14 protein-coding genes are annotated in these 23,434 nt (G+C 49.3%); 4 read left to right on the forward strand and 10 right to left on the reverse strand.

Annotated features, from left to right (window positions below; genetic code table 11):
• The first annotated feature begins 213 nt into the window (after positions 1–213).
• Both BN1360_RS02180 and BN1360_RS02185 read left to right on the forward strand, forming a co-directional pair.
• Positions 214–7,326: an endo-1,4-beta-xylanase gene (locus BN1360_RS02180; RefSeq protein ID WP_068778272.1), complete on the forward strand. Its 7,113-nt coding sequence runs from the start codon at positions 214–216 to the stop codon at positions 7,324–7,326.
• 179 nt (positions 7,327–7,505) lie between these two features.
• Positions 7,506–8,648: an amidohydrolase family protein gene (locus tag BN1360_RS02185; RefSeq protein WP_068778273.1), complete on the forward strand. Its 1,143-nt coding sequence runs from the start codon at positions 7,506–7,508 to the stop codon at positions 8,646–8,648.
• A 91-nt stretch (positions 8,649–8,739) separates the two neighbouring features.
• On the opposite strand, the gene BN1360_RS02190 is transcribed toward BN1360_RS02185, so the two are convergent.
• A complete protein-coding gene (locus BN1360_RS02190) occupies positions 8,740–9,504 on the reverse strand; it encodes an SDR family oxidoreductase (protein ID WP_068778274.1) in 765 nt (254 codons plus the stop codon).
• A gap of 150 nt (positions 9,505–9,654) precedes the next feature.
• Here BN1360_RS02190 and BN1360_RS02195 point away from each other — a divergent pair, with 150 nt between their 5' ends.
• On the forward strand, positions 9,655–10,224 hold the full coding sequence (locus BN1360_RS02195; protein WP_068778275.1) for a thymidine kinase: 570 nt from the start codon (positions 9,655–9,657) through the stop codon (positions 10,222–10,224).
• Between the two features lie 920 nt (positions 10,225–11,144).
• On the opposite strand, the gene BN1360_RS02200 is transcribed toward BN1360_RS02195, so the two are convergent.
• The gene (locus BN1360_RS02200; RefSeq protein WP_068778276.1) at positions 11,145–12,554 is read right to left on the reverse strand and encodes a deoxyguanosinetriphosphate triphosphohydrolase family protein; all 1,410 of its coding nucleotides are present in this window, start codon (positions 12,552–12,554) and stop codon (positions 11,145–11,147) included.
• 357 nt (positions 12,555–12,911) lie between these two features.
• Between BN1360_RS02200 and aac(2')-IIb the strand changes: the two genes are divergently transcribed.
• Positions 12,912–13,631 carry a kasugamycin N-acetyltransferase AAC(2')-IIb gene (aac(2')-IIb, locus tag BN1360_RS02205; RefSeq protein WP_068778277.1) on the forward strand — a complete coding sequence of 240 codons (720 nt, stop codon included), beginning with the start codon at positions 12,912–12,914 and terminating at the stop codon, positions 13,629–13,631.
• Positions 13,632–13,647: 16 nt separating this feature from the next.
• Here the strand turns inward: aac(2')-IIb and BN1360_RS02210 are convergent, their stop codons facing one another.
• The 8 genes from BN1360_RS02210 to BN1360_RS02245 form a co-directional block, all read right to left on the reverse strand.
• Entirely contained in the window at positions 13,648–14,199 is a 552-nt protein-coding gene (locus BN1360_RS02210; protein ID WP_068778278.1) for a hypothetical protein, read from the reverse strand.
• Positions 14,200–14,338: 139 nt separating this feature from the next.
• A complete protein-coding gene (locus tag BN1360_RS02215; RefSeq protein ID WP_068778279.1) occupies positions 14,339–14,797 on the reverse strand; it encodes a GtrA family protein in 459 nt (152 codons plus the stop codon).
• A gap of 110 nt (positions 14,798–14,907) precedes the next feature.
• Positions 14,908–15,759 (reverse strand): diguanylate cyclase, encoded by an 852-nt coding sequence (locus tag BN1360_RS02220; RefSeq protein ID WP_068778280.1) that lies wholly within the window; start codon positions 15,757–15,759, stop codon positions 14,908–14,910.
• Positions 15,756–17,846: a cellulose biosynthesis cyclic di-GMP-binding regulatory protein BcsB gene (locus BN1360_RS02225; RefSeq protein WP_068778281.1), complete on the reverse strand. Its 2,091-nt coding sequence runs from the start codon at positions 17,844–17,846 to the stop codon at positions 15,756–15,758. The genes BN1360_RS02220 and BN1360_RS02225 overlap by 4 nt, the downstream gene beginning before the upstream one ends.
• A gap of 16 nt (positions 17,847–17,862) precedes the next feature.
• Positions 17,863–19,113, reverse strand: coding sequence for a glycosyltransferase family 2 protein (locus BN1360_RS02230; protein WP_068778282.1), 1,251 nt, complete (start codon positions 19,111–19,113; stop codon positions 17,863–17,865).
• Positions 19,114–19,123: 10 nt separating this feature from the next.
• Positions 19,124–20,719 carry a hypothetical protein gene (locus BN1360_RS02235; protein ID WP_229520760.1) on the reverse strand — a complete coding sequence of 532 codons (1,596 nt, stop codon included), beginning with the start codon at positions 20,717–20,719 and terminating at the stop codon, positions 19,124–19,126.
• On the reverse strand, positions 20,709–22,208 hold the full coding sequence (wsfD, locus tag BN1360_RS02240; protein WP_195714219.1) for a glycan biosynthesis hexose transferase WsfD: 1,500 nt from the start codon (positions 22,206–22,208) through the stop codon (positions 20,709–20,711). Before wsfD ends, BN1360_RS02235 begins: the two co-directional genes overlap by 11 nt.
• A 38-nt stretch (positions 22,209–22,246) precedes the next feature.
• Positions 22,247–23,413: a hypothetical protein gene (locus tag BN1360_RS02245; protein ID WP_069188266.1), complete on the reverse strand. Its 1,167-nt coding sequence runs from the start codon at positions 23,411–23,413 to the stop codon at positions 22,247–22,249.
• Positions 23,414–23,434 lie beyond the last annotated feature (21 nt).

Genomic DNA, 23,434 nt, shown 5'->3' on the forward strand with positions numbered 1-23,434 from the left:
AGCAGCTATAATGAAAACGCATTCAAAGGACATGTCCCTCTCTGGGTCGCGCATTTCAAAGCAGCTGCAATAGAGAAAGGAGGAGTAATGAAGAAACTTGCAACTAGGTGACTCCCGCTGACTGAATTAGGATTAATATCCGGCGCTGATGTACGTCTACAGAGATGACTTCAAGTGAGGATAAAAAGATTAAACGTTAAAGGAGACCGATGCATGAAATCTAAACGTTTTATTTCATCGTTCCTAGTTACGATCATGTTATTTACCTTAGTTGATATGAATTTGGTGCTCGCTGACGAGAACACGCCTATTAATAAGACGAATTATACCGCGACGGCGAATGGCGAGGCGAATAAGACTGCATCAAGCTTAATTACACTGGTCTTTGAAGAACCTGTACCGGGATTAGTCGAAAGCGACATCACCATTTCAGACGGTACCGCCACTGCGGCCAAAGGAACTTTGACCGTGGTGAGCGGTTCGAACGACACCCAATATGAACTTGGGATCAGCGGGGTTACCCTGGAAGGCACCATCCATCTCAAGATTACCAAGAACGGTGTAGTCGATGCAGAAAAAATCGTTGATGTTCACGGAATCCCGATCACCTATAACGTGATAAACGTTGGTGGTGCAGCGTTCGTGAGCGACAGTACCGCCATAAGGCTAACCTTCAACAAAGCCGTAGCCAATCTAGCAACGGAAGATATTCTTCTCAGCGCTGGTACGCCTGCCACGGTATCCAACTACGCAACCTCCACGGCGGAAAAAGGCTCGTTAACGAAGATCAGCGATACCGTATACGAGCTTGGGCTCACCAACATTACCAGAACAGGTACGCTTGGTATCGAGATCCATAAAATCGGAATAGAGACTGCTAAGAAAAATGTGATTGTCAACGCAAAGGTTGATAAGACAGCCCTGCAACCTACGCCGCCCCGCGACTATTTCCAGCAGAATATCACTAACTTGCCGAAGACATCGGGCCTAAACGACCTGTTCGAGTTCCTGGATCCCAGCGCCGGCACAAACGGCCGGGTAGAATCCGAGACCGATTGGTCAGAGCGCAGGGAGGAGCTTAGAGACCTGATTCAGTACTACTACTATGGAAGAAAATACCCGACCCCCAAGAGCGCCATCACGGTAAATGCCCCTACTAACCAGGTCAATGTCACCATCAACGATAATGGAAAGAACGTAAGCGGGAGCCTTGGCAATGTTACTGTTCCTTCGGGAAATGCACCTGAAGGCGGCTGGCCAGTCATTATCGCCTTCGGGTTTAGCCAGACGGCCATGGCGACCCAAAATGGCTACGCCGTAATTAATGTATCCAACTGGGGAAGCAGCAGAACTGGAAACTATTACAACCTCTACCCATTTAACCCCTACGAATATGATTTCAACACCGGTTCCATAATGACGGCAGCATGGACTGTATCCCGCATTATTGACGCAATGGAGCTTAGCGCCGAAGCGAACGGCGGTATAAATCAATGGAAGATCAACCCATATAAGTCGATTACAACCGGCGTATCCATTAACGGCAAATATGCTCTGATGTCAGCGGCCATGGACGACCGGGTTAGTGCGGCGGCGCCGGTAGATAGCGGACAGTCGGGCGTATCCAGCTTCCGTTACATCGCCGAAGGCAAACTGTTCTACTACAATTCGCCGTTAGACCGCATCTATCGCAGGAATCAAAAAGGCCTCAACAGCATCCAGTACTCCGGCGAATCATTCTGGATGGGCCTTGGAACAGCGGCCGGATTCCATCGCCAGACAGATATGGACTATATGCCATTTGACTCGCATGCTGTTGAAGCTTTGATGGCCCCGCGGCCGCTTATCGCCTTTGCCGCAGACAACAACTTTGACTGGACGACTCCGCCCTCCTCCGTCATGGCGATAAGTGCCGCAAAGGAAGTCTACGAATTTTTGGGCAGTGACAATATTGCCGTGCGCGTGCGCGATGGCGCCCATGCCATCCAGGACAGAGACGTGCCGTTCATGATTGCCGTCATGGACAAGGAATTCAGCGACAAGCCGCTGGAAGTCAGGGATCTTTATCCGAACAGCAACCCGCCGAGCTACGGCATGGGCGTCTACGACAAAATCTCTGACATGACAGTTTATCCGTACGATATCGATAGTTCCTACCTCCGCTGGTCCCGCCCGGGCAAATATACGCTGTGGACCGACTACGAGATTGTTACCGAAGGCATCCCCGCCACAATCAAGGTTCACTCTGACGACACCAAGGTGAAACTAACGATTCTAGATGCGGCTAACAAACCGACGAACGACACCTGGACAGCGGATGTAGTGGACGGCATAGCGGAGTTTAAACTGACGGAGAACCAGGTCAAGATCGGGCGTTATGAAATTACAACCTTAGGTGCCGCGAAGGACAGCAAGACGGTATACTTCCAAGGCGTCGACTTGGCCACTGCACTGCGACATGGCACCGCCAGGAACGACAACGGCGCAGCCGTAATGTATGGCTTCACCAGCAAGATCAATAAAGATTTGATAGAAGTCTACGCCGACGGCAACAAGCTAACGCAATCCTTCCAGGAGGATACGGAGCAGGCTTGGATTCTCAATTACGGCGTAACGACCAACCCCAATGAGAACAACCGTATACCGAATAATTCCTTCAATATCATTACGCTGAAAAAGCTGCAAATGGAGGCTATGCCCGGCAGCACGTTTGAAATCTCCATCGACAAGTCTAAGCTCGCAAACAATCAGGAAACTGTCAGCTGGAATGCCTCGGCAGCGGTACAGAAGATCGGTCCTCAGCCGGACTGGCCGCCACAACCCAACAGCCAGACGGATGATGGAACACGTCCATTGCTCCCGGCGACAAAGACCAACTTTAATGCTGTTGTCGCCTTCAATTTAAATGAATCAGCGGATTTGGCTGCTGGAGATACGCTGAAGATTACTTTCAGCGAGCCGATGTCCAAGGGAGATTTCGGTATCGGCTTTGATTTCTCCGACGACTTCACGCTCAAATGGGCAGCGGACAATAAAGCAGTCGAAGTGGTATTTAACGATGTTACCAAAAATAAAGGTGAAGTTTGCAACCTATACATCATGCGGCTGAGCGATGCTGCGGGCAATATGATTGCGGCTCCCATACACCATTCATTCACCCTTGAGTCCGATTCAAATGTCATTTATCATGAGGGTTTTGAAAATGGAAACACGCTGCAGCAGAACGGCGATGCAACTGTTAGCCGGACGCAGGAATACGCCGCGGCAGGAAGCAACAGTCTGAGTGTCGCACCTACAGCGGCGAACAACTATTCTGGGGTCGCCCTGCGCAATAACTCGCTCACGACGCCGATGCTGCCCGGCGGCAAGTATAAGCTGACCGCGAAGGCGCTGAGCGCAAAAGACGCCACCTTGGGCGTTCGCGTTGAAACCAAGGATAATACGGGTAAAGATACGTATGGTACTGTTGGAAAAAGCACAGTGAATCTGCTGGCTGGCCAGTGGGCCGATGTTGCTCTTGAATTCACTGTACCGGCAGACCATCAGTCGGTTAGCGCCATTGTGTTTCATAATGACGCTCAAATCCAGGGTCTTACCTTCTATCTGGATGAGGTGAAGCTGCAAGTAATCAGCCCGCCTCCGTCTGTGGAAGAACCAGAAATCAAGGAGCTGCTGCATTACAACTTCGACAATGAAGCAGAGCAGGGAAGCCTCTTTACATCGGCTGCTTCCTCAAACATCGAGTGGATCAATCAATCCGGTATTGGGAAGAACGATGACACCGTATTGAAGGTAACGCATATTCCTGGCACAAGCTATACCAGCGCTGACAACGCTGTTCGATTGACCTTGGCCGAGCCGCTTCCTGCCGGTGGAGTTTATAATATCTCCGTCTGGATTTATGCACCGGCTGCCGGCAACGAAGGCAAAGGAGTGCTTACCGGGACTGGTGTGGTACTCAATCAGGATTACGCCAATAGTGCATACAAGCTCCCGAGTAGCCCCGGGACCCTTCCGATCGATCAATGGAAAGAAGTAAATGTCCAAACACCTCTAATGGAAAATCCGCTGCAATCAATCGATTTCCGGCTGGTTGTCAACGATGCGGCTAACCATGCCGAAGTATGGTACATCGACCAGATTGTTATTAGCCAAGTGGGCGATTTGAAGGAGATTCCTAAGTGGGATCTGACATTGCCTTCTATCGCAGATACCTATAGCCAATACTTCATGATCGGCAATGTGATGAGTGCCGGTCAGACGACAGATGCCGGGAATACGGCGATGTATGAGCATCACTACAATATCATGACACCCGAGAATGACATGAAGCCACAGTATTTAAGCTCAGCCAAGGGCGTGTATAACTATTCAAATGCCGACACTTTGGTGGAGTGGGCGGAGGCAAATAACATCTTGGTTCATGGTCATACACTGGTCTGGCATTCCCAGTCGGCGCCTTGGTTGACCACGGACACAGATAACAAACCGCTTACCCGTGCAGAGGCCCAATCTAATATGAAGGACTATATCGACCATATTGCCGGCCATTTCAAGGGCAAGCTTGCTTCTTGGGATGTGGTGAACGAAGCCTTTGACGGAGGCTTTGGCATTCCGACAGACTGGAAGACCGTGCTGCGCAAAAACTCACCGTGGTATATGGCCTATGAGAACGGTGCTGATGCAAGCAAGGGAGAGAGCGGCGTCGACTATATCTACGATGCGTTCGTGTTCGCGCGTCTGGCTGACCCCGGAGCTACTCTCTATTACAACGACTACAACGAGAATGAGCCCTGGAAGCGGGAAGCGATGGCGTTAATGGCCGAAGATCTCAACGAGAAGTGGAAGACGGATGCTCGCAATACCGAGCCTGGACGTTTGCTGGTGGAAGGCATCGGCATGCAAGCTCATTACTGGATCCAGAGCCTGAACCCTGACACGGTAGAAGCAAGTATTGCGCGCTTTGCCCAAGCGGGCGTGAAAGTTAGCATCACCGAGCTGGATATTCCTTCAACGGGAGCGCTCACGAAGGAAGATGAGGCTTTACAGGCTGAGCTATATGCGAAGCTATTCGTTATTTTCAAGAAGTACGCAAGCAGCATCGAACGCGTTACCTTCTGGGGCAAGGCAGACTCCCAGAGCTGGCGCGCTTCCGGCAGCCCCCTGCTCTTTGACAAGGCTTTGGCCGCCAAGCCGGCCTATTATGCGGTTATCGATCCCGAGAGCTACCTGCATATTATCATGCCGGCTGCTCCAACTAATGTCTCCGCGCAAGCAAAGAGCAGCAGCGAGATTGAGATCAGCTGGACGGCAGCAAATGCTGACGGCTACAATGTATACCGTTCCGATGCAGTGGATGGAGCTTACCGCAAGCTCAACTCCGTAACGGTTACCGAAGCTACCTATTTTAATACAGGTCTGGAAGCTAACACAACTTACTTCTACAAGGTGACATCGCTGAGCGGAGACTACGAATCCGAGATGTCGGAATATGCAGCAGCCACAACAGATTCAGATACTAAGGAGCCTGAAACACCTGCTGCACCAACTAATGTAAAAGCGGAGCCGAAAGGAACTAGCAGGATTGAGCTCAGTTGGACAGCGTCAGCCGATGCAGACGGCTATAACGTATACCGTTCCGATGCAGCGGATGGACCTTACCACAGACTCAATTCTCTAACGGTAACCGAAGCCACCTATGGCGACACGGGGCTGGAAGCGAGTTCAACCTACTTCTACAAGGTAACAGCTGTAAAAGGAGAACTTGAATCCGAGAAGTCAGGATATGCCATGGCAACCACAGATGGGGAAACTAAAGTACCAGAAGCACCTGCCGCACCGACTAATATCTCTGCGCAAGCAAAGAGCAGCAGCGAGATTGAGATCAGCTGGGCGGCGTCGACCAATGCCACCGGCTACAATATATATCGCTCCACTTCTGTGAACGGCAACTACAGCAAGATCAATCCGCAATCGATCACGACAACCTGGTTCCGGAACAGCGGCTTAGCGGCATCGACTACCTACTATTATAAGTTGACGGCTGTCAATGAGGCCGGGGAATCCGAGCTATCTGCCGCAGTACAAGCGACAACGAACAGCATAAGCACGAATCCGGGCTCTCCATCAACTTCAACATCTCCTTCGTCTCCAACACCATCGACAAACCCGGCTCCTGATCAATCCGGAGAGTTGAAGGCAGTGGTAGATTCAAGCGGCCATGCCAGAATCACAGTCAAAGCAGATGCTGTGAAGAAGGCGATATCCGAAGCAAAGGCTGGAACTATGGAGCTGCTTATACAAGGGGCTGAAGATGCCCGGCAGTTGACCGTCTCCATACCGATTGATCTGGTGAACATCGCCATAGAAGCCGGTATCATACGCATCGAGATTTGCCCCGGATTTGCTTCAGTGCAGCTGCCGGTGTCGTTATTTAAAGATGCTACTGGCAATGCAATGCTCGAATTGAACATGGCGAAGGTTGATAACCTTGCCCTAGCCGAAGATGTCCGCACGATCATCGGATCGAACACGGTGTATGACTGCACCTTGAACATTGACGGTGAGAAGATCAACAAGTTCAGCCAAGAACAATCCATGAGAATAGCTATACCGTACACGCTGAAGCCGGGCGAGAACCCGGTCCAGATTGTCATCTACTATCTGTCAGAGGATGGCAAGTTTGAAGTGATCAAGAACGGCCGTTATAACAAGGACACGGGCATGGTGGAATTCAACGCGAAGTACTTCGGCAGATTTACCGCCATCGTTAATCCGGTGCAATTCAACGATACAAAAGCTATCACATGGGCGAGCGACAGCATCGACGGATTAGCAGCACGCGGAATCATAAACGGTGTGACGAAGAATTCATTCGCCCCGGGCAATTCCATTACAAGAGCTGAGTTTATTCAAATGTTAATGCTGACGCTTGACCTGAACCAGGCGAATGCGATAAGCTCCTTCACGGATATTGAGCAAGAGGCATGGTATTATAACTCGGTCGCTTCAGCTCAGCAGCTCGGTATCGTGTCCGGTCTAACCGATGGATCATTTGGCATCAATGACAAGATTACTCGTCAAGAGATGGCCGTAATGGCCTACCGGGCAATTCAGACGGCGGGGATTACATTAAATGAAGGTATAGCTCCTGCCGCTTTCTATGATGCGCAAGACATTGCAACCTACGCAAAAGAAGCAGTAGATTCAATGTCACAAGCAGGCATTATTAAAGGCATCGGCAATGACAAGTTCGACCCTAAGGGGACCGCAACTCGCGCACAAGCAGCGGTTATCCTGTATGATTTGTTGATGAAGTCTCTGTAACTTTAGCTGGTACTGACCCCGTCGGGCACCCTGCGGCTTCTTGTCTGCAGGGTGCTCTCTTGTAAATGAAGTCGCTTCGATCTGTGACGACTCAACAAGGAAAAACAATCAATATAGAGAATTTATTGATTAAGATATTTTGGAGTTTATAGAAGATGTCTCTAGAGGGAGGATTCACAATGAGAAAGAGTCTGAATCCAAAGCAGGCGAGTCTAACTCTACTGATAGTTTGCTGCATCCTTGTCGTCGCCGCTATTGGGTTGCACAACAAGCATTATTGGCCTTTTAAGAGAGCAGACACAACAACGGCTGCCAACGCCCTTAATGAGGTAGCAGACCGCGTAGCGAAGCTGAAGCAGGCCGGAGATACTCCAACCCTGGAGCAGCTTGTCGATGCTTTTCAGCCCCTGGAGTTAATCGACGTACATAACCACGATGCCTCGGGCTCACGTTACTTCTCGATGCTTGAGCCCTGGAAGAGACTTCATATCAACAAAGTCGTTCTCTTCGGCGATGTATCCGAGCCCAGCGCGATCGGTACAGATGCTGTCGCCTGGTCAGCCTATCAGAGCTCTCCCGAGCAATTTCTCCCCTTCTTCTCAGGCTTCGACCTTCATGACGAAGGCAGTCTGGACGTCATTCGCAACAATCTGGAGCAGGGTTATTTCGGACTTGGCGAGATTGCCGCCGCCTCGACCTTCTCCCCCGTCGTATCCCGTGTCGCCTGGAAGGCCTCGGACCCTATGGATGGGTTCCTGCCTGACATCTATGAACTCCTTGCGACTTATAAAGCCCCCATTCTGCTTCATATTGATCCGCCCAACGGCTATCCGATTCTCAAGCTGGAAGAAGCACTGGAGGCCTACCCGAACACAACCTTTATCTTTGGTCATATGAACGCCTACAGCTCACCAGAGGAGATCGATCGTCTACTTGGCAAGCATTCGAATCTATATGCTGACTTTTTCGCCGGGTTCTCCGTCTATAATCCCGAAGGGGGAGGGCATCCCGAAAATTTTATACCGATAATGAGGAAATATCCGAAGCGCTTCATGCTCAGTACGGACTCGGGCTATGGCATTGGAAGCGAGGAACAGGCCATCGACGCGATGTATCGAATTCTGTACCTGCTGGATGACCCGGAGCTTGCCAGGAAGATTGCGCATGACAATATGATGGAACTTATTCAGGCGCAGCCAGCAACAATGACGCAGCTGGCTGCCATTCGGAAGCTGGTGGCCGATAGCGGGGAGATTTATAACTACGACAAAATGTCGAAGCTGGAAGCTGGAGAAATACTGGCTAATGCCGGGAAGCGATAATGCTATGAGAAGACCACGTTGAATGCAAGATAGAGAGCTGTAACAGGTCCTGATGGACAAGCTGTTGCAGCTCTCTTTGAGGCTTAAGCAATTACAGATGGGATCCGCCGCTGGCATCAATGAACTGACCTGTTACCCAACGGCTGTCCGATGAGGCAAGAAAAGCAGCAATATCCGCAACATCTTCAGGCTCCCCCCATCTATTGAAGGCTGAGAGACCAGCGGCATATTTCTGTCCATCCGGATTTTGTAGCGTTGCGGCATTCATCTCTGTATTAATAATGCCAGGTCGAATGGCGTTTACTGTAATATTGCGTCCTCCCAGTTGCTGTGCCAAAGCCAGCGTAAGCACGTCAATCGCCCCCTTCGACATACTGTAAGTAAAGACGCTAGGGGAGGCTACACGTGTGACAAATGAGGATACATTGATAATACGCCCTCCATCCCTCAGGTGCGGCAACACTTGTCGGGTCACAAAAAACGGCGCTTTAACATTCATGTTCATGACTTCATCATAAGATTCTTCCGTAGCCTCTTCTAAGGTCAAGATTTGACCGACTCCAGCGTTGTTTACCAGAATATCCAGCCGATTATCGCCGGTACGTTCCCGCAGGGCCTCATCCAAGGACGCATATAGATTATAAATCCCGTTAAGCGTTCTTAAGTCAGCGCCGATTGCGATTGCAGCTCCTCCCCTCTGCTTGATCTTATCAACTACTTCTTCCGCTTCATTTTGCCTGGTTCCATAGTGTACGACAACGAACGCGCCCTCCTGTGCCAGACGCAAAGCAATGCCGCGACCGATCCCCCGGCTTGCACCGGTTACTAAAGCAATTTTTCCACCTAATTTACCCATTTCCTCATCTCCTAATATCGAATTCATGTCTATTTATATCATGGGGCGATATTGGAAATGTTGCTCTCTCATTAGGCATTCATTCCGCCTATAAATATGTGGTAGAATAATCATGGTTATTGATAAGAACTAGAGAAAGGGCGACATAGATTGGCACAATTATTTTTCAAATACGGGGCAATGAATAGCGGCAAATCGATTGAAATTTTGAAGGTGGCCCATAACTACGAGGAGCAGAACAAACCTGTACTTATTTTTACTCCTGCCGTTGATGATCGGGATGAGGTCGGCTTCGTGTCCTCTCGGATCGGGCTGCGCCGGCAAGCCATTCCGATGAACAAGGATACGGACATTTTCGGCATCGTTAAAAGCCATAGCCCTCGGCTCTATTGCGTATTGGTCGATGAATGCCAATTCCTGGGTGAGGACAGTATCAAGCAACTAGTCCGGATCGTTGACGAACTGGATATTCCGGTAATGGCGTTCGGGCTGAAAAACGATTTCCAGAATCACCTGTTTGAGGGCAGCCGCCAACTGCTTATCTACGCGGATAAGATTGAAGAAATGAAGACGATCTGCTGGTTCTGTGCGCGCAAGGCAACGATGAATTTGCGGGTAGAGAACGGTAAGCCTGTCTATACCGGTGAGCAAATTCAAATCGGCGGCAACGAATCATACTATCCGGTATGCCGTAAATGCCACGCAAACCCACCGCTATAAGACTCTAGCGAAACTACGGAGCGTTATTGGCACCAGTTTCGACAACTAAAATCCTACGTAACTGCCGACCGCTATTGGTGCCATTGGCGGCAACTAAAATCTAATAAAACTACGGATCGCTATTGGCGCCAGTTGGTGGTAGCTAATTTCTTACGAAACTGCGGGCCGTTATTGTCGCCAGTTAGCGGCAACTAAATTCTAACGAAACTACAGATCGCTATTAGCGCCAATTTGGAACTAAATAAATTCTAACGAAACTACAGATCGTTATTTACAGAAAATAGGGCGTCTGGTCCACTTATGTAAACCAATAGCGATACCCAGTTTCGTTAGAATTTTAGAGAACTGTTTTGAGCACAAATAGCGATACCCAGTTTCGTTAGAGCTAGCAGGCAGGTTCAGACTATGCCGGATTCGAAAAGTCTCGCCCACTTGTCGAGAATCTAACGAAACTCCAGAGCGCTATTTGCTCGAAAATAGGGGCAGAAGATATCTAACGAAACCTCATATCGTTATTCGCGGCAAATCGAGGCTTTTCGCGCCAAAATGGACTAAATAACGATCCACAGTTTCGTTAAAATTCCGAAGGGCCTTTTTGTTCCTGAATAACGCTCCACAGTTTCGTTAGAGCTAGCAGGCAGGTTCAGACTATACCCAGATTCGAGAACGCCTTGCCCACTGTCAAGAATCTAACGAAACTCCAGAGCGCTATTTGCTCGAAAATAGGGGCAGAAGATATCTAACGAAACCTCATATCGTTATTCAGGGGAAATCGAGGCTTTTCGCGCCAAAATGGACTAAATAACGATCCACAGTTTCGTTAAAATTCCCAAGGGCCTTTTTGTTCCTGAATAACGCTCCACAGTTTCGTTAGAGCTAATAAAAGAAGGAGCAGGCTAATAAGCCTGCTCCTTCTTTTATTAATCCATATCGTAAATGGTACCTACCTTCAGTCCGTACAGCTCATTATAGATTTTTTCTGCATAAGCGTCTGTCATGCCTGCGATATAGTCGATGATCATATGCTCCCAGGTCCATATCGGCTTCTCCCTTGCCTGATCGCGGTCGAAGCGACGCAGCCAGTCGCCCGGGATGATCGACTTGGACGTCTCTGGATCGACAAACGCGTCCCATAACCGCTTGATAACCCAAGCGCTGCGCTTCTGCAGCCGCTGTACGCGCAAGTCACGGATCATCGTTACCCATGCGAAGCTTTTCAGCACGCTTACTGTACGCAGCATATCCTCATCCTCCCGTCCCTCCTTGACGAAAGTCACCTTTTGCCAATTGCCATCCGAGACAACGCCAAGGCTGGAGACGAATAAACTGACCCAATAGGCCTTCACCTCGCGACGTGTCCGGGAATAATCATGACCACAAATCGGCATTTTCTCATTCCAGACTCGCAGGAACGAATCCAGCACCTCTTCGACCTTCACCTGGATTTTCTCCGGGACCCAGCCCACCCAGAAGAAATCCTCCAGCGTCATAATCTTCTCGACAATCAGTCGTTGAATATTCGAATCCTTGAGAAAATGCTCATGCACCTCAATTTTTCCCGCTTTGATGCCGTCCTCCAGATCATGTGCCGAATAGGCGATATCGTCGCATAAATCCATCAGCTGCGCTTCGAACGTTTTTTTACCTTTGGGAATCCCCCAACGATCACGAATGTAAGAAATATACTCCCACTCGTGCAGGTAGAGGCCCTTTTTATTAACGGTGCCAGGGTAAGGGTATTTATTCGTCCCAAGCAGTACCGCGTCAGACAAGTTCAGTCCGTCGATATTCTCCCGCTTCTCCAGGAACATCATCAGCCGGAAATTGTGGGCATTCCCTTCAAAATGCTCATACTTCCGCCTTACAGCTTCCCGGACCCTTTGTTCTTCCTCAGGGCTTGGGCTGCTGTTCTTCAAGGCCTGCCCGATTTTCTCTTCCACCAGCTTCTCCAATATATGGTCCAGCACCTCTTCACCTTTGTGTCCAAAGGGAGGGTGCCCGAAATCATGGCAGATCGCCGCACACTCGACAACCTCCGGATCAATGATCAATCCGGGATGATCGGCCTGATCCAGGGCGACATCCGGGTAGGAGCGAAGCAAACTGCGCGCGGCTTCCCGAGCGATTTGCGCCACTTCCAGCGAATGTGTCAGCCGGGTCCGATAATAGTCACCGGTGCCCGCCCCAAATACCTGCGACTTGCCCTGCAGACGACGGAAGGTTGGCGAATGAATCAATCGCGAATAATCGCGTTCAAAGGTCGCGCGGCTCTTTTCCTGCCCGATATTGTCCGGGTACTGACGATGCTCCCTCATTTCCTGTATATTCATAAGTCTCGCACCCCTTCATTTCTTTGCTCTATTTATGTTATTGTAGCCACCACAGGGAGAAACTTAAAGCAAAAATTTAAAGCTATTCTACTCTCTATTTCTTCAACCCCTGTCCCTGTTCAAATCTTATCCTCTATAGTGAAATTGCGCCGAATAAACCAAGTACCCGTAACGCTCGGCCCATACGATCGGCATAGACAGGAGCCCTTTCCAGTTGAGCAGGGCCGCCATCTTAAAAACAGGAAATTTTCAATTATAGTCAACTATTCTGAAGCATCCCTCGTTCATTCTGATACTATAGAGGTGGTATTCTTTATTCTAATCAATCACCACCGTAAAGAACGGAGAGATCTAAGCATGATCATTTGGAAAGGAAATCAACCGAGCGCTCACGATCTGATGCAGCTTCATGTTGAGGCGCTTTTTACACATGACCAGCATACACGACTTCATTCCGTCAATGAGCCTTGGCCTGGGGAAGCCCCTGCCCCGCGGTTCTTCTTGGGTAGAACAACAGACGGGAAAGCGATTTGTCGCTTCCGCTATGATGTGCAGGATACGCTTATCGCGCAGTTGCAGGAGCTATGTGCCGATGAAGCCGCTGTTCAGGATTTTCAGACAAAGCCGAGGCATTTCGGGGCGTACATGAGCCTTCTGCAAGGAGAGAGCTTTTCCATGGGACCCTGCTACCTTATTCCTCCGCTTGTTCCTCCATCCATACAAGTAATCAGCCTTACCCGTTCTAATATTCTGGAATGGCTGCCCATAGATTTCGAATGGCTTATCTCTGAGATCGACTATGCGCAGCCTTGCGTAGCATGGATTCACAATAACCAGGCCGTCTCAATCTGCCGTAGCGTACGTATCACTTCGCAAGCCCATGAAGCGGGTCTCGAAACGCTGGAACCGTATCGCGGAAGAGGATATGCTGGCCCTGTCGTTGCCGGATGGGCGGCTGCAGTACGCAAGGCAGGGAATCTCCCCCTATACAGCACAGTAACGGAGAATACGGCATCTCAAAGCGTTGCTGGAAAACTCGGTTTGCCCTTCTATGGAGTTAATTTCATAATCTATTGATGATGCCTTGCCAGTACTAATCACTGCTATCTTCCGGATCCAGCATAGATAGCAGTTCCCGAATGGCAGCAGCCTGCTGATCGTTGTCGTTCATGATGCTGACGAAGACGGGAATGGCCTCTCTAAGTTGTACATAACTGAAATAATAGTAACTGAAAAAAGGACGCTGCTCATAACCCGGAGGCTCCTCAGCTTCCCATGACATCTCATCATCCTCTTCGTACTCCGGCCATAAATAGGCCTCATCCAGCAATTCCTCCATCGACTCAACCGTATTTTGCGGGTTCATGTAATCGATCAGGATAGCAGACGCGACAGCTGAATAAAGGGCGATTTCCTCTGTTGTGACCTGCTCCGGAAGCTTCTCTGCAAGCTGACCTAGAAGAATGAGCAATACCCATGGCGTTGTCTGCCATAAGGTGCTCTGATGCTCAATCAGATGGGCCAGTTCCCCGTACTGCTTCGTCTCGATCAGTCTAGGAATATCCGTGCCTCTTCCATAAGCGGTCGTCAGTCGCTGCCAGGGAATACTATCAACGGTTCGGGTCGACCATGCGCTTCTCGTCATTTCTCATCTCCTCCTCATTTCAAACCCCTATACTTCATCTACAAGATTATACCGCCAAATTCCTCTATTGATCATCAGATCAGGATATGAAAGGGGCGCCCCTTTACAGATCAGCATATCTGCAAGAGCGCCCCAATTTCTACTGCATTTCTTTACCTGTTAACTCACGAACCACGGCCTTCTCCCGATTCTGCCGAATATGCGGTTCCTTGCGAAACACCCACCAGCGGCTGCCGGCAAAGTTTAAAATTACGCCGAGAACCGTGACCGCTCCCTTGCTTATCCATAGCGGGATGCCAAGCTGCTCATGCAAGAGCAGCATGCAGGCGGAAGTAACTCCCAGCGTCAGCAGATTCAGCAAGACGAAGCGCAGCAGCCCTTTGGTCAGCGCGCCCTCCTGCTTAAATGTCCACTTCCTGTTCATCAGGAAGCTGTTCAGTACCCCGCATCCATAAGCAATGATCTGCGCTGCAAGCCAAGGCAGCTGCCACCAGGTTAACAACGCAAATACGCCGATGTCTACGCCGGTGTTTACGATCCCTACAAGGCCAAAGAGGATAAAGGAACGTAGTGAATCACGCATCGCATTAGACTTCATAGGGATCTCACCTTCCATCCAATTTTTCTAACCCAGTCAGTTCACAAAGTGCGTTTTTGATAAAAAACGGATTTTATCCGGTACTGAAAACCGTACTCATGGGAGATGCACTATACGTCATACTCCATCTTCTGCCGCGCCTTCGCGATAAAATCAAGTGGAGTCTCGACTTCTTCAGAATACTGCATCGCTCCGATCGTCAGCTTCATATCAAGCTTGTACTTGTTCGAGAACTCAATATTGTTGAACGATTCCACCTTCTCCTTCAGACGCTGCACCACGATCTTGGCGCCATCCTCATCCGTGAACAGCAGAAGTCCCCAAGTAGGATGATCTGCATTCAGCATATAAAGGGAATCATTCATGCGAATGCTCGTCTCGCTCATTCGCGAGATGTCATAGACCATATCGGTGATCTGGGCCTGACTTACCATCCGGCTCAGTTCGTCCCAATGTTTGACCGTCATGACGACCAGAGTTAACGGGATTTGATAACGCTTGGACAACGCCATGAACACGGTGGCATCGCTTTGAAAAGAGCGGGTATTCTTCAAATTGGTATGTTCATCTAAGGTAGCTAATGATGCATTCTTCGCTTGAAGCTGCTCCTTCTCCTGCTGGAGACGCCGATTAGCATAGGTCAGCAGGGCGATAACCGCCGTCAGAACCGGCATCATTACCAGCCAATAGTAATGATAGCTCTGAAGCGGCTCGCCGACAATCACTGTTTGATAAATCGTATAGGTACCATATCCGAAGATAAACACGATGTTGAGAATCAGCCCTACGGTGATGCTGGTGAAGTAAGTTATTACAGCCACCAGGAACGATATATTCAACAAAATCATGTTGATAAGATAGCGGTCCGGGTCCCCCGCCGTGAACACGATATGGATGAAACAGACTACAAACAGCAGCAGAAATGCCGCATCCGACAACAAACTGCTTTGATAGCGCCTCATGACTCTCCCCCCGCTCTCTTTCTATGCTTACGGATCATGAGAACAAGCGATACGACCACCAGGAGGAAGGTAAGTCCAGCGGCCACGATAAAGCCCATGACATCGCCTCGTTCGGTAATCTGTGCGACTAGGCCCTGATCTTTCGGCTCCGCTTGCTTCTTAAAGCGGTAAGCCTTCGTATTGCCGTCTACATCGGTGACAACACCGTCTCCATAGACCTTCCATTTGGCGCTGTCCGTTGCCAGCAGCCCCGAAGCCAGGTAACTGTATTTCGAGCTTGCCCCTGTAACCGCAAGCCAGGCATATCCCTTCGCATAAGGAGACTCCATTAACTGCAGCGTGCCGATCCGCTTACCGTAGTTCTCCTCGATACTCATCTTCTCATTGGATTGTATCCCTTCCCCATTGGACCCGTACTGGAAAAACAACTTGCTGTTGTTCTTCTGAAGCCAGGCATTATCCTTGTAGGAACCGATGGAAATGAGATTGTGCTGCTGCAGCTCGGATTCTCCCGGCAGCTTGCCGTCGGTATAGAAACTTACCTCGCCAGTATTGGCTTCCGCATACTTGCCAAGCAAATGGAACAGATTGCCGATAGTCTGATAGCCGTAGGAGTCCAACTGCTCCGGCAATAATACTGCGATCTTGTTGAAGCTCGCATCCCTCAGGAACGGATTCGGATAATTGTTGAACAACAAGTCCGTGCGATCCTTCGTATTCAATTGAAGCATAGAATCCTTGGTAATAAACGCCCAGGGCATCTGATCCTGAAGTTCAATACAGCCGGCGCTGATCAATTCCAGATCAAAGGCCACCGTAACCGAGAAATTGCCTGAAACCTCAAGATTCTTCGGAATCGTCAGTGTAAGCTGATCCTGGTTCGCCGCCTCCTTGGTCAGCTTCTTGCTGCCAATCGGCGTGTCATTAATGAGAACCGTCACGAGCGAACGGTCAAAATCCAGATTGTCCGAATAGCGGAAATCAAGGCTGATCTTGCTCGATTCAGCAATGAAGCGATTCGCTGGCAGCGAGACGAAGTAGCTCTTCTCTTGATGCATCATCCCGTTCAGCTTGTCCCCGGTCTCCGTAAGCGTTACATTGCGGCTTACGCTAATCTCCGGCGTCTCTACCCTCGTGTCGGCATCAAGCCATTTCTCCGCTCCGTCCAGTTGGTCTATCAACGTCTGATTCCCAATCAGGCGTCCCGCCTTCTTAAGCAGAGCAGGGTCCTCTGATGTCACGATCAGCGCGGTTTGCCCGCCCGACTTCACGACGCGGATCAGCGCTTTATCCGCAAGGCTGACTTGTCCCAGGGCCTGCTTCCATTGATCCGGCAAATCTTTATATAGCGATACAACCACCACTGTCTCGCGCTCAGTTAGCGTGGAGTCTCCCCACGGAAGCATCGGTATTGAATTATTCTCCGAGCGGTTGCCCTTGGCAAAGCCGGAAAGCGCATATATCGCCGCTTCAAGCTCAGCCGGGTCGCTGTCCTTGGGAACGCTAAGCGCGCTAAGCCCCTGCTCTAACGAATCCAGACCGATGAACCGTTGATTGAAATCACGAATGCTTTCTCCAATGTCTTTTTTGGAATAATTGACTGTAATATAGGAGCTCTTGTACAACTCAAGCCAATTGTCTCGCTTCTCTACAGGCACGCAGATTTGATCCGGCAAATGGGTCACAATATATCCCTCGATGGAGAGCGAGTTACTCCCTGACACCAGCAGATTCTTAGGCACAGCAACACTTATCGTCTGCCTCTTCTGTTCATCCACCACAGGGCGGAAAGAATAAAATGCCGTACCATTCATCTTGAGCGTAACACTCGATACTTCCCTTCTTGATAGCTGGGTGGCCTGATAATCGAGATTTAGAGTCAGCGTATTAACATCCCAGTAATCCTCAAGCTGAACATACAACGTTCGCGCTGCCGTAACCCCCGATAATGACACGTTCGATGAAGTCAAAGGCGCTTCATAAGTGAACTTGTCTCCACTCTGTACGGGTTCGGCATATACCTGGCCGCAGGATATTACGAATAGGATGAAGCATAAAATACCTGAGATCATAGACCTTCTTTTCACGTTTCTCCCCCTTATCTTAATAGCGTTCGGTTTTGTACCACTTTACTTCTCTTTTAAAGATCAGATCCTTGATGTAGTTATATAGGCCGTAAGCAGCTACGACCATCCACAACTGACAATAAGAAACATACATCAGCATAATAATCCATAGGTTGGAGAGCCTCATCTCTCCCTTCTCCGTAATTAACGTCACGAAGGTCCCCGTCACAAATAGGATGATAGCCAGCAGCCACAGGAATGAACTGAGGCCAGCTATCGTAGTATGAACAAGCCCCAATGCATATAAAATAAGCAGAACGTCGGACATAATGAGCGAAGTCAGCAATAAGAAGTAAATCGATAAGAAATAGAGAAGGTCAAAATGAATCCGCCTCGCTGAACGATCGAACAAGAGCGGCAAGTTTTTGACAATAACATAAATATTGCCCTTTGCCCATCTCGTCCGCTGTTTGAACCATACCTTCAACGTCTGCGGCTCCTGCTCCCAGGTGACCGACTTGGGCTGGAACTTGATGCGGTAGCCCATCATGTAAATGCGGAAGCTGATCTCCGTATCCTCGGCGATCGCCTTGACATCCCAGCCGCCAATCCGCTCAATAATTTCCCGGCGCATAATAAAGTTTGTCCCCGGGATGGTACACAGCTTGAAGAGCTTCCAACGCCCGGCCTGAGCCATCCATTGGAAGGACAGCGTCTCAACATTGATAAAGCGTGTGAGTAGGCTGGCATTGCGATTACGGGTACGAAATTTGCCGATCACCGCTCCCAGTGTCTGATCATGAGTAATTTCCCCGACAAGATAGCGCAGAGCGGTCTTCTCCGGCGTATTATCGGCATCGTAAATGGCGATATATTCCCCTTTGCTCTGTTTGAAGCCAATGTTTAGAGCATTGGACTTGCCTTTGCCGCCGGTAATATGATCCGTGTTAATGACGATCAAATTCCGTCCCGTGTACTTGTTCTGAAGCTTCGCCAGGAGTTCGCGGCTATTATCGCTCGAATTGTCATTAATCACGATGATCTCATAACAGTCATGCGGATAATCCAGGGCAAGCAAAGCCTCTACCGTCTGCGTGATCACCTTCCCCTCATTATGGGCCGGCACCATCAGCGTGACGAAGGGAATCTCCTTCGGAAGCGGCGGCACCTCGCGTCTCTCATTCTCCATGTAGTACAGGTATCCGGAAATGATCAGCACCACATTAACGAGAAGCAGCGACCATATACTGATGACAGCGATCAGCATTAAGATATCTGCAGCAGTCATGACTGCCTCCTTACTTATAAAATTTCCTTTTATACATGCGATATCCAATAATCAGGAAACCGGAAAATACGAACAAGGTGATAAAAATGATAATGATAAAAATTCTGTTCTGGACCGAAAACCAAGTTTCAAAGCTTTTTTGCTCCTGCTGCTTATATTCGTAATCAGAGCTTGTCTCTACATGGCCGGCCTGAATGCCTATATTCGTTCCGTTTAATATAAGTGAGCCACGCTCTGATCCTAATTGATTGGCCTCAGTCGCTACGGCATGCACCTCATTCTTATAGTCTTCGAAATGAATCCAGGTGTTGCGGAGTTGATCTGTCAGGCTCGCAAGCTCTTCCTCTGTCTGTACAAAATCATATGTGATCGCCAGATCCATCGGAGGCGGATCGATCATCCGCCCCTCGATCAAGTATCGCTGCAAGTACGATTGAGTCACGCTGTATAACGAGGACGGGAACGCCTGCGACCGATTAAGTTCCGCCTTGTGGACCGGGCGCTTGTCCGGGAAGAGGACAACAGAGTCGAAGAATGACATCCCTTCCTGAACAAAATGCTCGTCATACGACCAATACATTTCCGTTCCCATCCCTAGCGGCACAACGCCCGCCTCTGCCAGCACATCAATAAAATGCTCCATCTGACGATACAGGCTGCGATCCAGGTCCTGAATGGTCGTTGCGACAACAGGCGACTCGACCAGGATCGTGCCATTGCGGGACTGAACATATTTCAATGTATTGATATAGCGCTCCATAGACGGATAATCCGTATTGTTGAATACCGGATGCACACTAATGATGAAGGGAATCCCCGCCTCAAACAGCTCATCTGACATTCGTTCCAGCAAAGACAAGTTCGAAAAAGGATAAATCTCTTTGAACAGAAGATAATTATGGCCGTTTTCTCTCTGCTGAACCCAATCCTTAAGCACATAGGATACAGCCATCTCACTTAACGTATCCTTCTCCAAGAAAGGAACATAAGCGTACCCTCCCTTGCTCATCCCATAGGGATAACTGGTATCCTGTATCTTCAGCGTGCCATATTCCTGCACATTCGGTGTATTTGAATTATAGATAGATGGAAGATGAATCGACTTCTGCGAGAAAGGGCCAATCGACAAATCCGCCATTTTCTCTACGGCTTGCACTTGCAGGCCTAATGCATGAACCATTTTGGCCCGCGGCGAAGCTCCGATGTAGAGCATATCTCCCGAATAAGACTGCAAATCTCTGAAATAATCACTATTCTCTTCCGCAAGATCAGAGCGGTTCTGCACCTCGATCAGCCCGGAATACCCCTCCAACGCTCCTGCAGTATAAGTATCGAGCGACTGGACCGTGACCTGAACCTGAAATGCGGCAAGCAGCCGCTTCAAAGCTTCCACATTGCCTTCCCGCTCTGTTCCTACATCCAGGCTGTCATAGATGATAAGTACTGAGGAAGAGGAAGTCCGCGTATCCGCCAGGGCCAGGGATGGACCCAGGGGAAGAATAAGACCTATCATAAGCGGTATCAATACCGCAGTCAGCCAGCGACAATGACAAAGACGATGATGCCCCCTCAAGCAGATCCTCCTCTCCTCTTCGTTACGGCTCATGATGCACCGTCGGCTTGTTCTGCCATAGATTACGGCAAATGGCATCCGCAATCGCCGTGAATGTAACTAAATCAAATGCGGCTGTGAATAGAAATTCATGCTTTGACAAGTCCGCATCCCCGGCCCCGATAATCGAGACGAGTATTCCCGACAGCCCCATAAACATCAGCATTAACACCAGAGGAAGCCGTACCATGCCCCGCACATTTCGAGCTTTAACGGCCGCGATAAACTGCGGGGTGTATATCCCCGTAATGACCAGCATCCAGATCACAATGAAGCCGAAGGTCTTGGGTGCGAGCGCTCGCTTAAGTTCACTGTATCCGGAGAAGAATTTCGTCTGGGTCCCAAAAGGCTTGCCGGCCGCTTTCTCATAGTTGCCCATCGCGGGCGGACGAATCGTAAATGCATTTTTCGCCGCAATATCGAGCATCTTCCCCGCTTGATCCGGGTGGCTGATATAGTAAGCAAGAATGGATACGAAGCCATAATGTTTATAGAAGTTATCCTCAAGTATCGGAGAGTTTACATCTACAGTCGTGTAAGGTTCATAATAAATGCTCTCATTGAGAACCGCATACTGCCTGTCAATTCCAAAGCTCTTCAAGGTTGCCTCCGGGTCTTCAGACTGCATCAGAACACCGCGTGTCATCGCATGGTATTTGTTAATGTTTACGAACTCCTTCGGAATCAGCACATAGGTGGCGATACCAGCAAACATCAACAGAGCAAGCGATGAAGCTACCATCGCGCGAAAGGTGCGCTGTCGGCGAACGAAGATAATAATCACTCCCATGACAGCAATAATGATGCCGACAGGGGCATTTTGCTGTTTGCTGGTCGTCAGCAAGAGCCCGCTAATCAAGAAGATCATCATCATCGCATAGTCAGAGTATCGTCCACGGAATAACAGCAGCCCTGAGGCAAATAAATAAATGAGCATAATCCAGACCATACTCTCACTAAAAAACGAATTAAAAAAAGCAGTATAAGCGGTGTCCGCAAACAAGAAAACAGCTAGCACGGCTACGATATACCCGTATTTGCGCTTCATTCTCCAGGTTATGGCTTCGACGAACAGATAGACGGCAAAGGTATATAAAACAGTCAGGAGCGCCCCTTGCACCCGAATGTCGAACACCTGCTTGTCGAACCATTGATTGATCCAGACCGACAGGCAGATTAGCAGAGATTGCGATGAGGTCAAGGTCGCCCCATTCTCATTAAAATACTGAAAGATTCCAAACCCCTTATTGAAATAGCCTAAATACAAACTGTCATAATCAGGCGTATTGAAGTATAAACCATTGCTATATAACACACGGAAGTAGTCCCCATTATCAGCCATCCCGATATAGGGCGGCACGAACAAGGCAATGACGGTAATGATCAGTACTAGTGCCGCTGCGAACAGAGATGGTGAAACATAACGGCTGAACGGTGCGATTTTATATTTCAGCTTGTTCAACCCATGAGCCTTATCTGCCAAATGACTTCACCTGCCTTCTTGCCTGCCCATCCCCGGCTCTAGTGAGCATAGGCAAGCAATGCCATCAAATTATCAAATGAAAAGGCCTGCTTCGTCCCTGAGTCCCCGAAGCCGCCGTAGAACGGGCTTGTCTTATCATGAACCTGATATTTCTCCATCTGCTGAATGCTATCTCTATATAATCCATCATCCCCGACAACCGACCCGATCATCGCCGCTATGGCATATATTGCGGTGGACTGGATCTGATTTAACGGCTTGCCCTGCAGGTCATATTGGCCGTAAAGTGTTCCTCTACTCACCTGATCCTTTAAGTAAGCGATGCTCTCAGGACGCTCCAGCCCTGACTCTGCTAATGACAGGACTGCCAGCAGCGACTCTACGGTATTAATTCCTTCCGAATGATATGAATCCGTATCATACTCGTATCTTGTCTCATAGAAAGGAAAAGCATCCGATAAATATCCGTTCTGCAATATCGCTTGCATATTTTGAGTCAACGCCGTCTTCTGCTCAGCGGGAATCGGCAGCCGCTGCAAGGTCTTCAGATCGATATAACATAGAGTGACAAAGTTATTGTTATTCTTGTATTTCTCATCATAAAAATCGAACATCCTGTTATCCTTGGTGTTATAACGATAGAACAATGCTCCGTAGCTGTCGGCCAGCTCCTTATATTCCGGGGCAAACCGATCGCCCGCCTCATACAGGGCCCGAATGATCCGGAGATCATCCACCGCAGCATTAATCGTATACTTCTCACTCTGTTTGGGGCTGTACCGGTAACTAAAACCCGAAGGAAGTTCGAAGACTCGCTTGGCCCGCTCCCATTCCGCCTGAAAATCCTCCTCGCGGTTCGTTAATACGTAGTAGCGCATCATTAAACCGGCTGATTCGCTGAGCACCTCATGCCCGCTGGCAGCCGTCCCTGTCTCATTACTATCCAGATAGTTCGTATACACTCCATCAGGACCGTATAATTGGCTTAGTACAAAATGTTCGGTGCGCTGGCGATACAGCTTCAATCGCTCCCGATATGCCGCATCACGGTTAATCAATGAACGATCCGGCTGTGTATGTTCGACTGGCTCAGCCGTCTGCCCTTGTTGCAGAGGCCTATTGCCGCAAGCTGCAAGCGCACTGAACAGTACCGGCACAACGAGCAGAAATATCCCGGCTCGCTTCAACTTCTGTCTTCTATTCAAGGTCTTGCACCACAACTTTCC

Origin of the sequence: Paenibacillus sp. GM2 (genome assembly GCF_900069005.2) — a bacterium.
In the GTDB taxonomy this organism is placed as follows: Bacteria; Bacillota; Bacilli; order Paenibacillales; family Paenibacillaceae; genus Fontibacillus.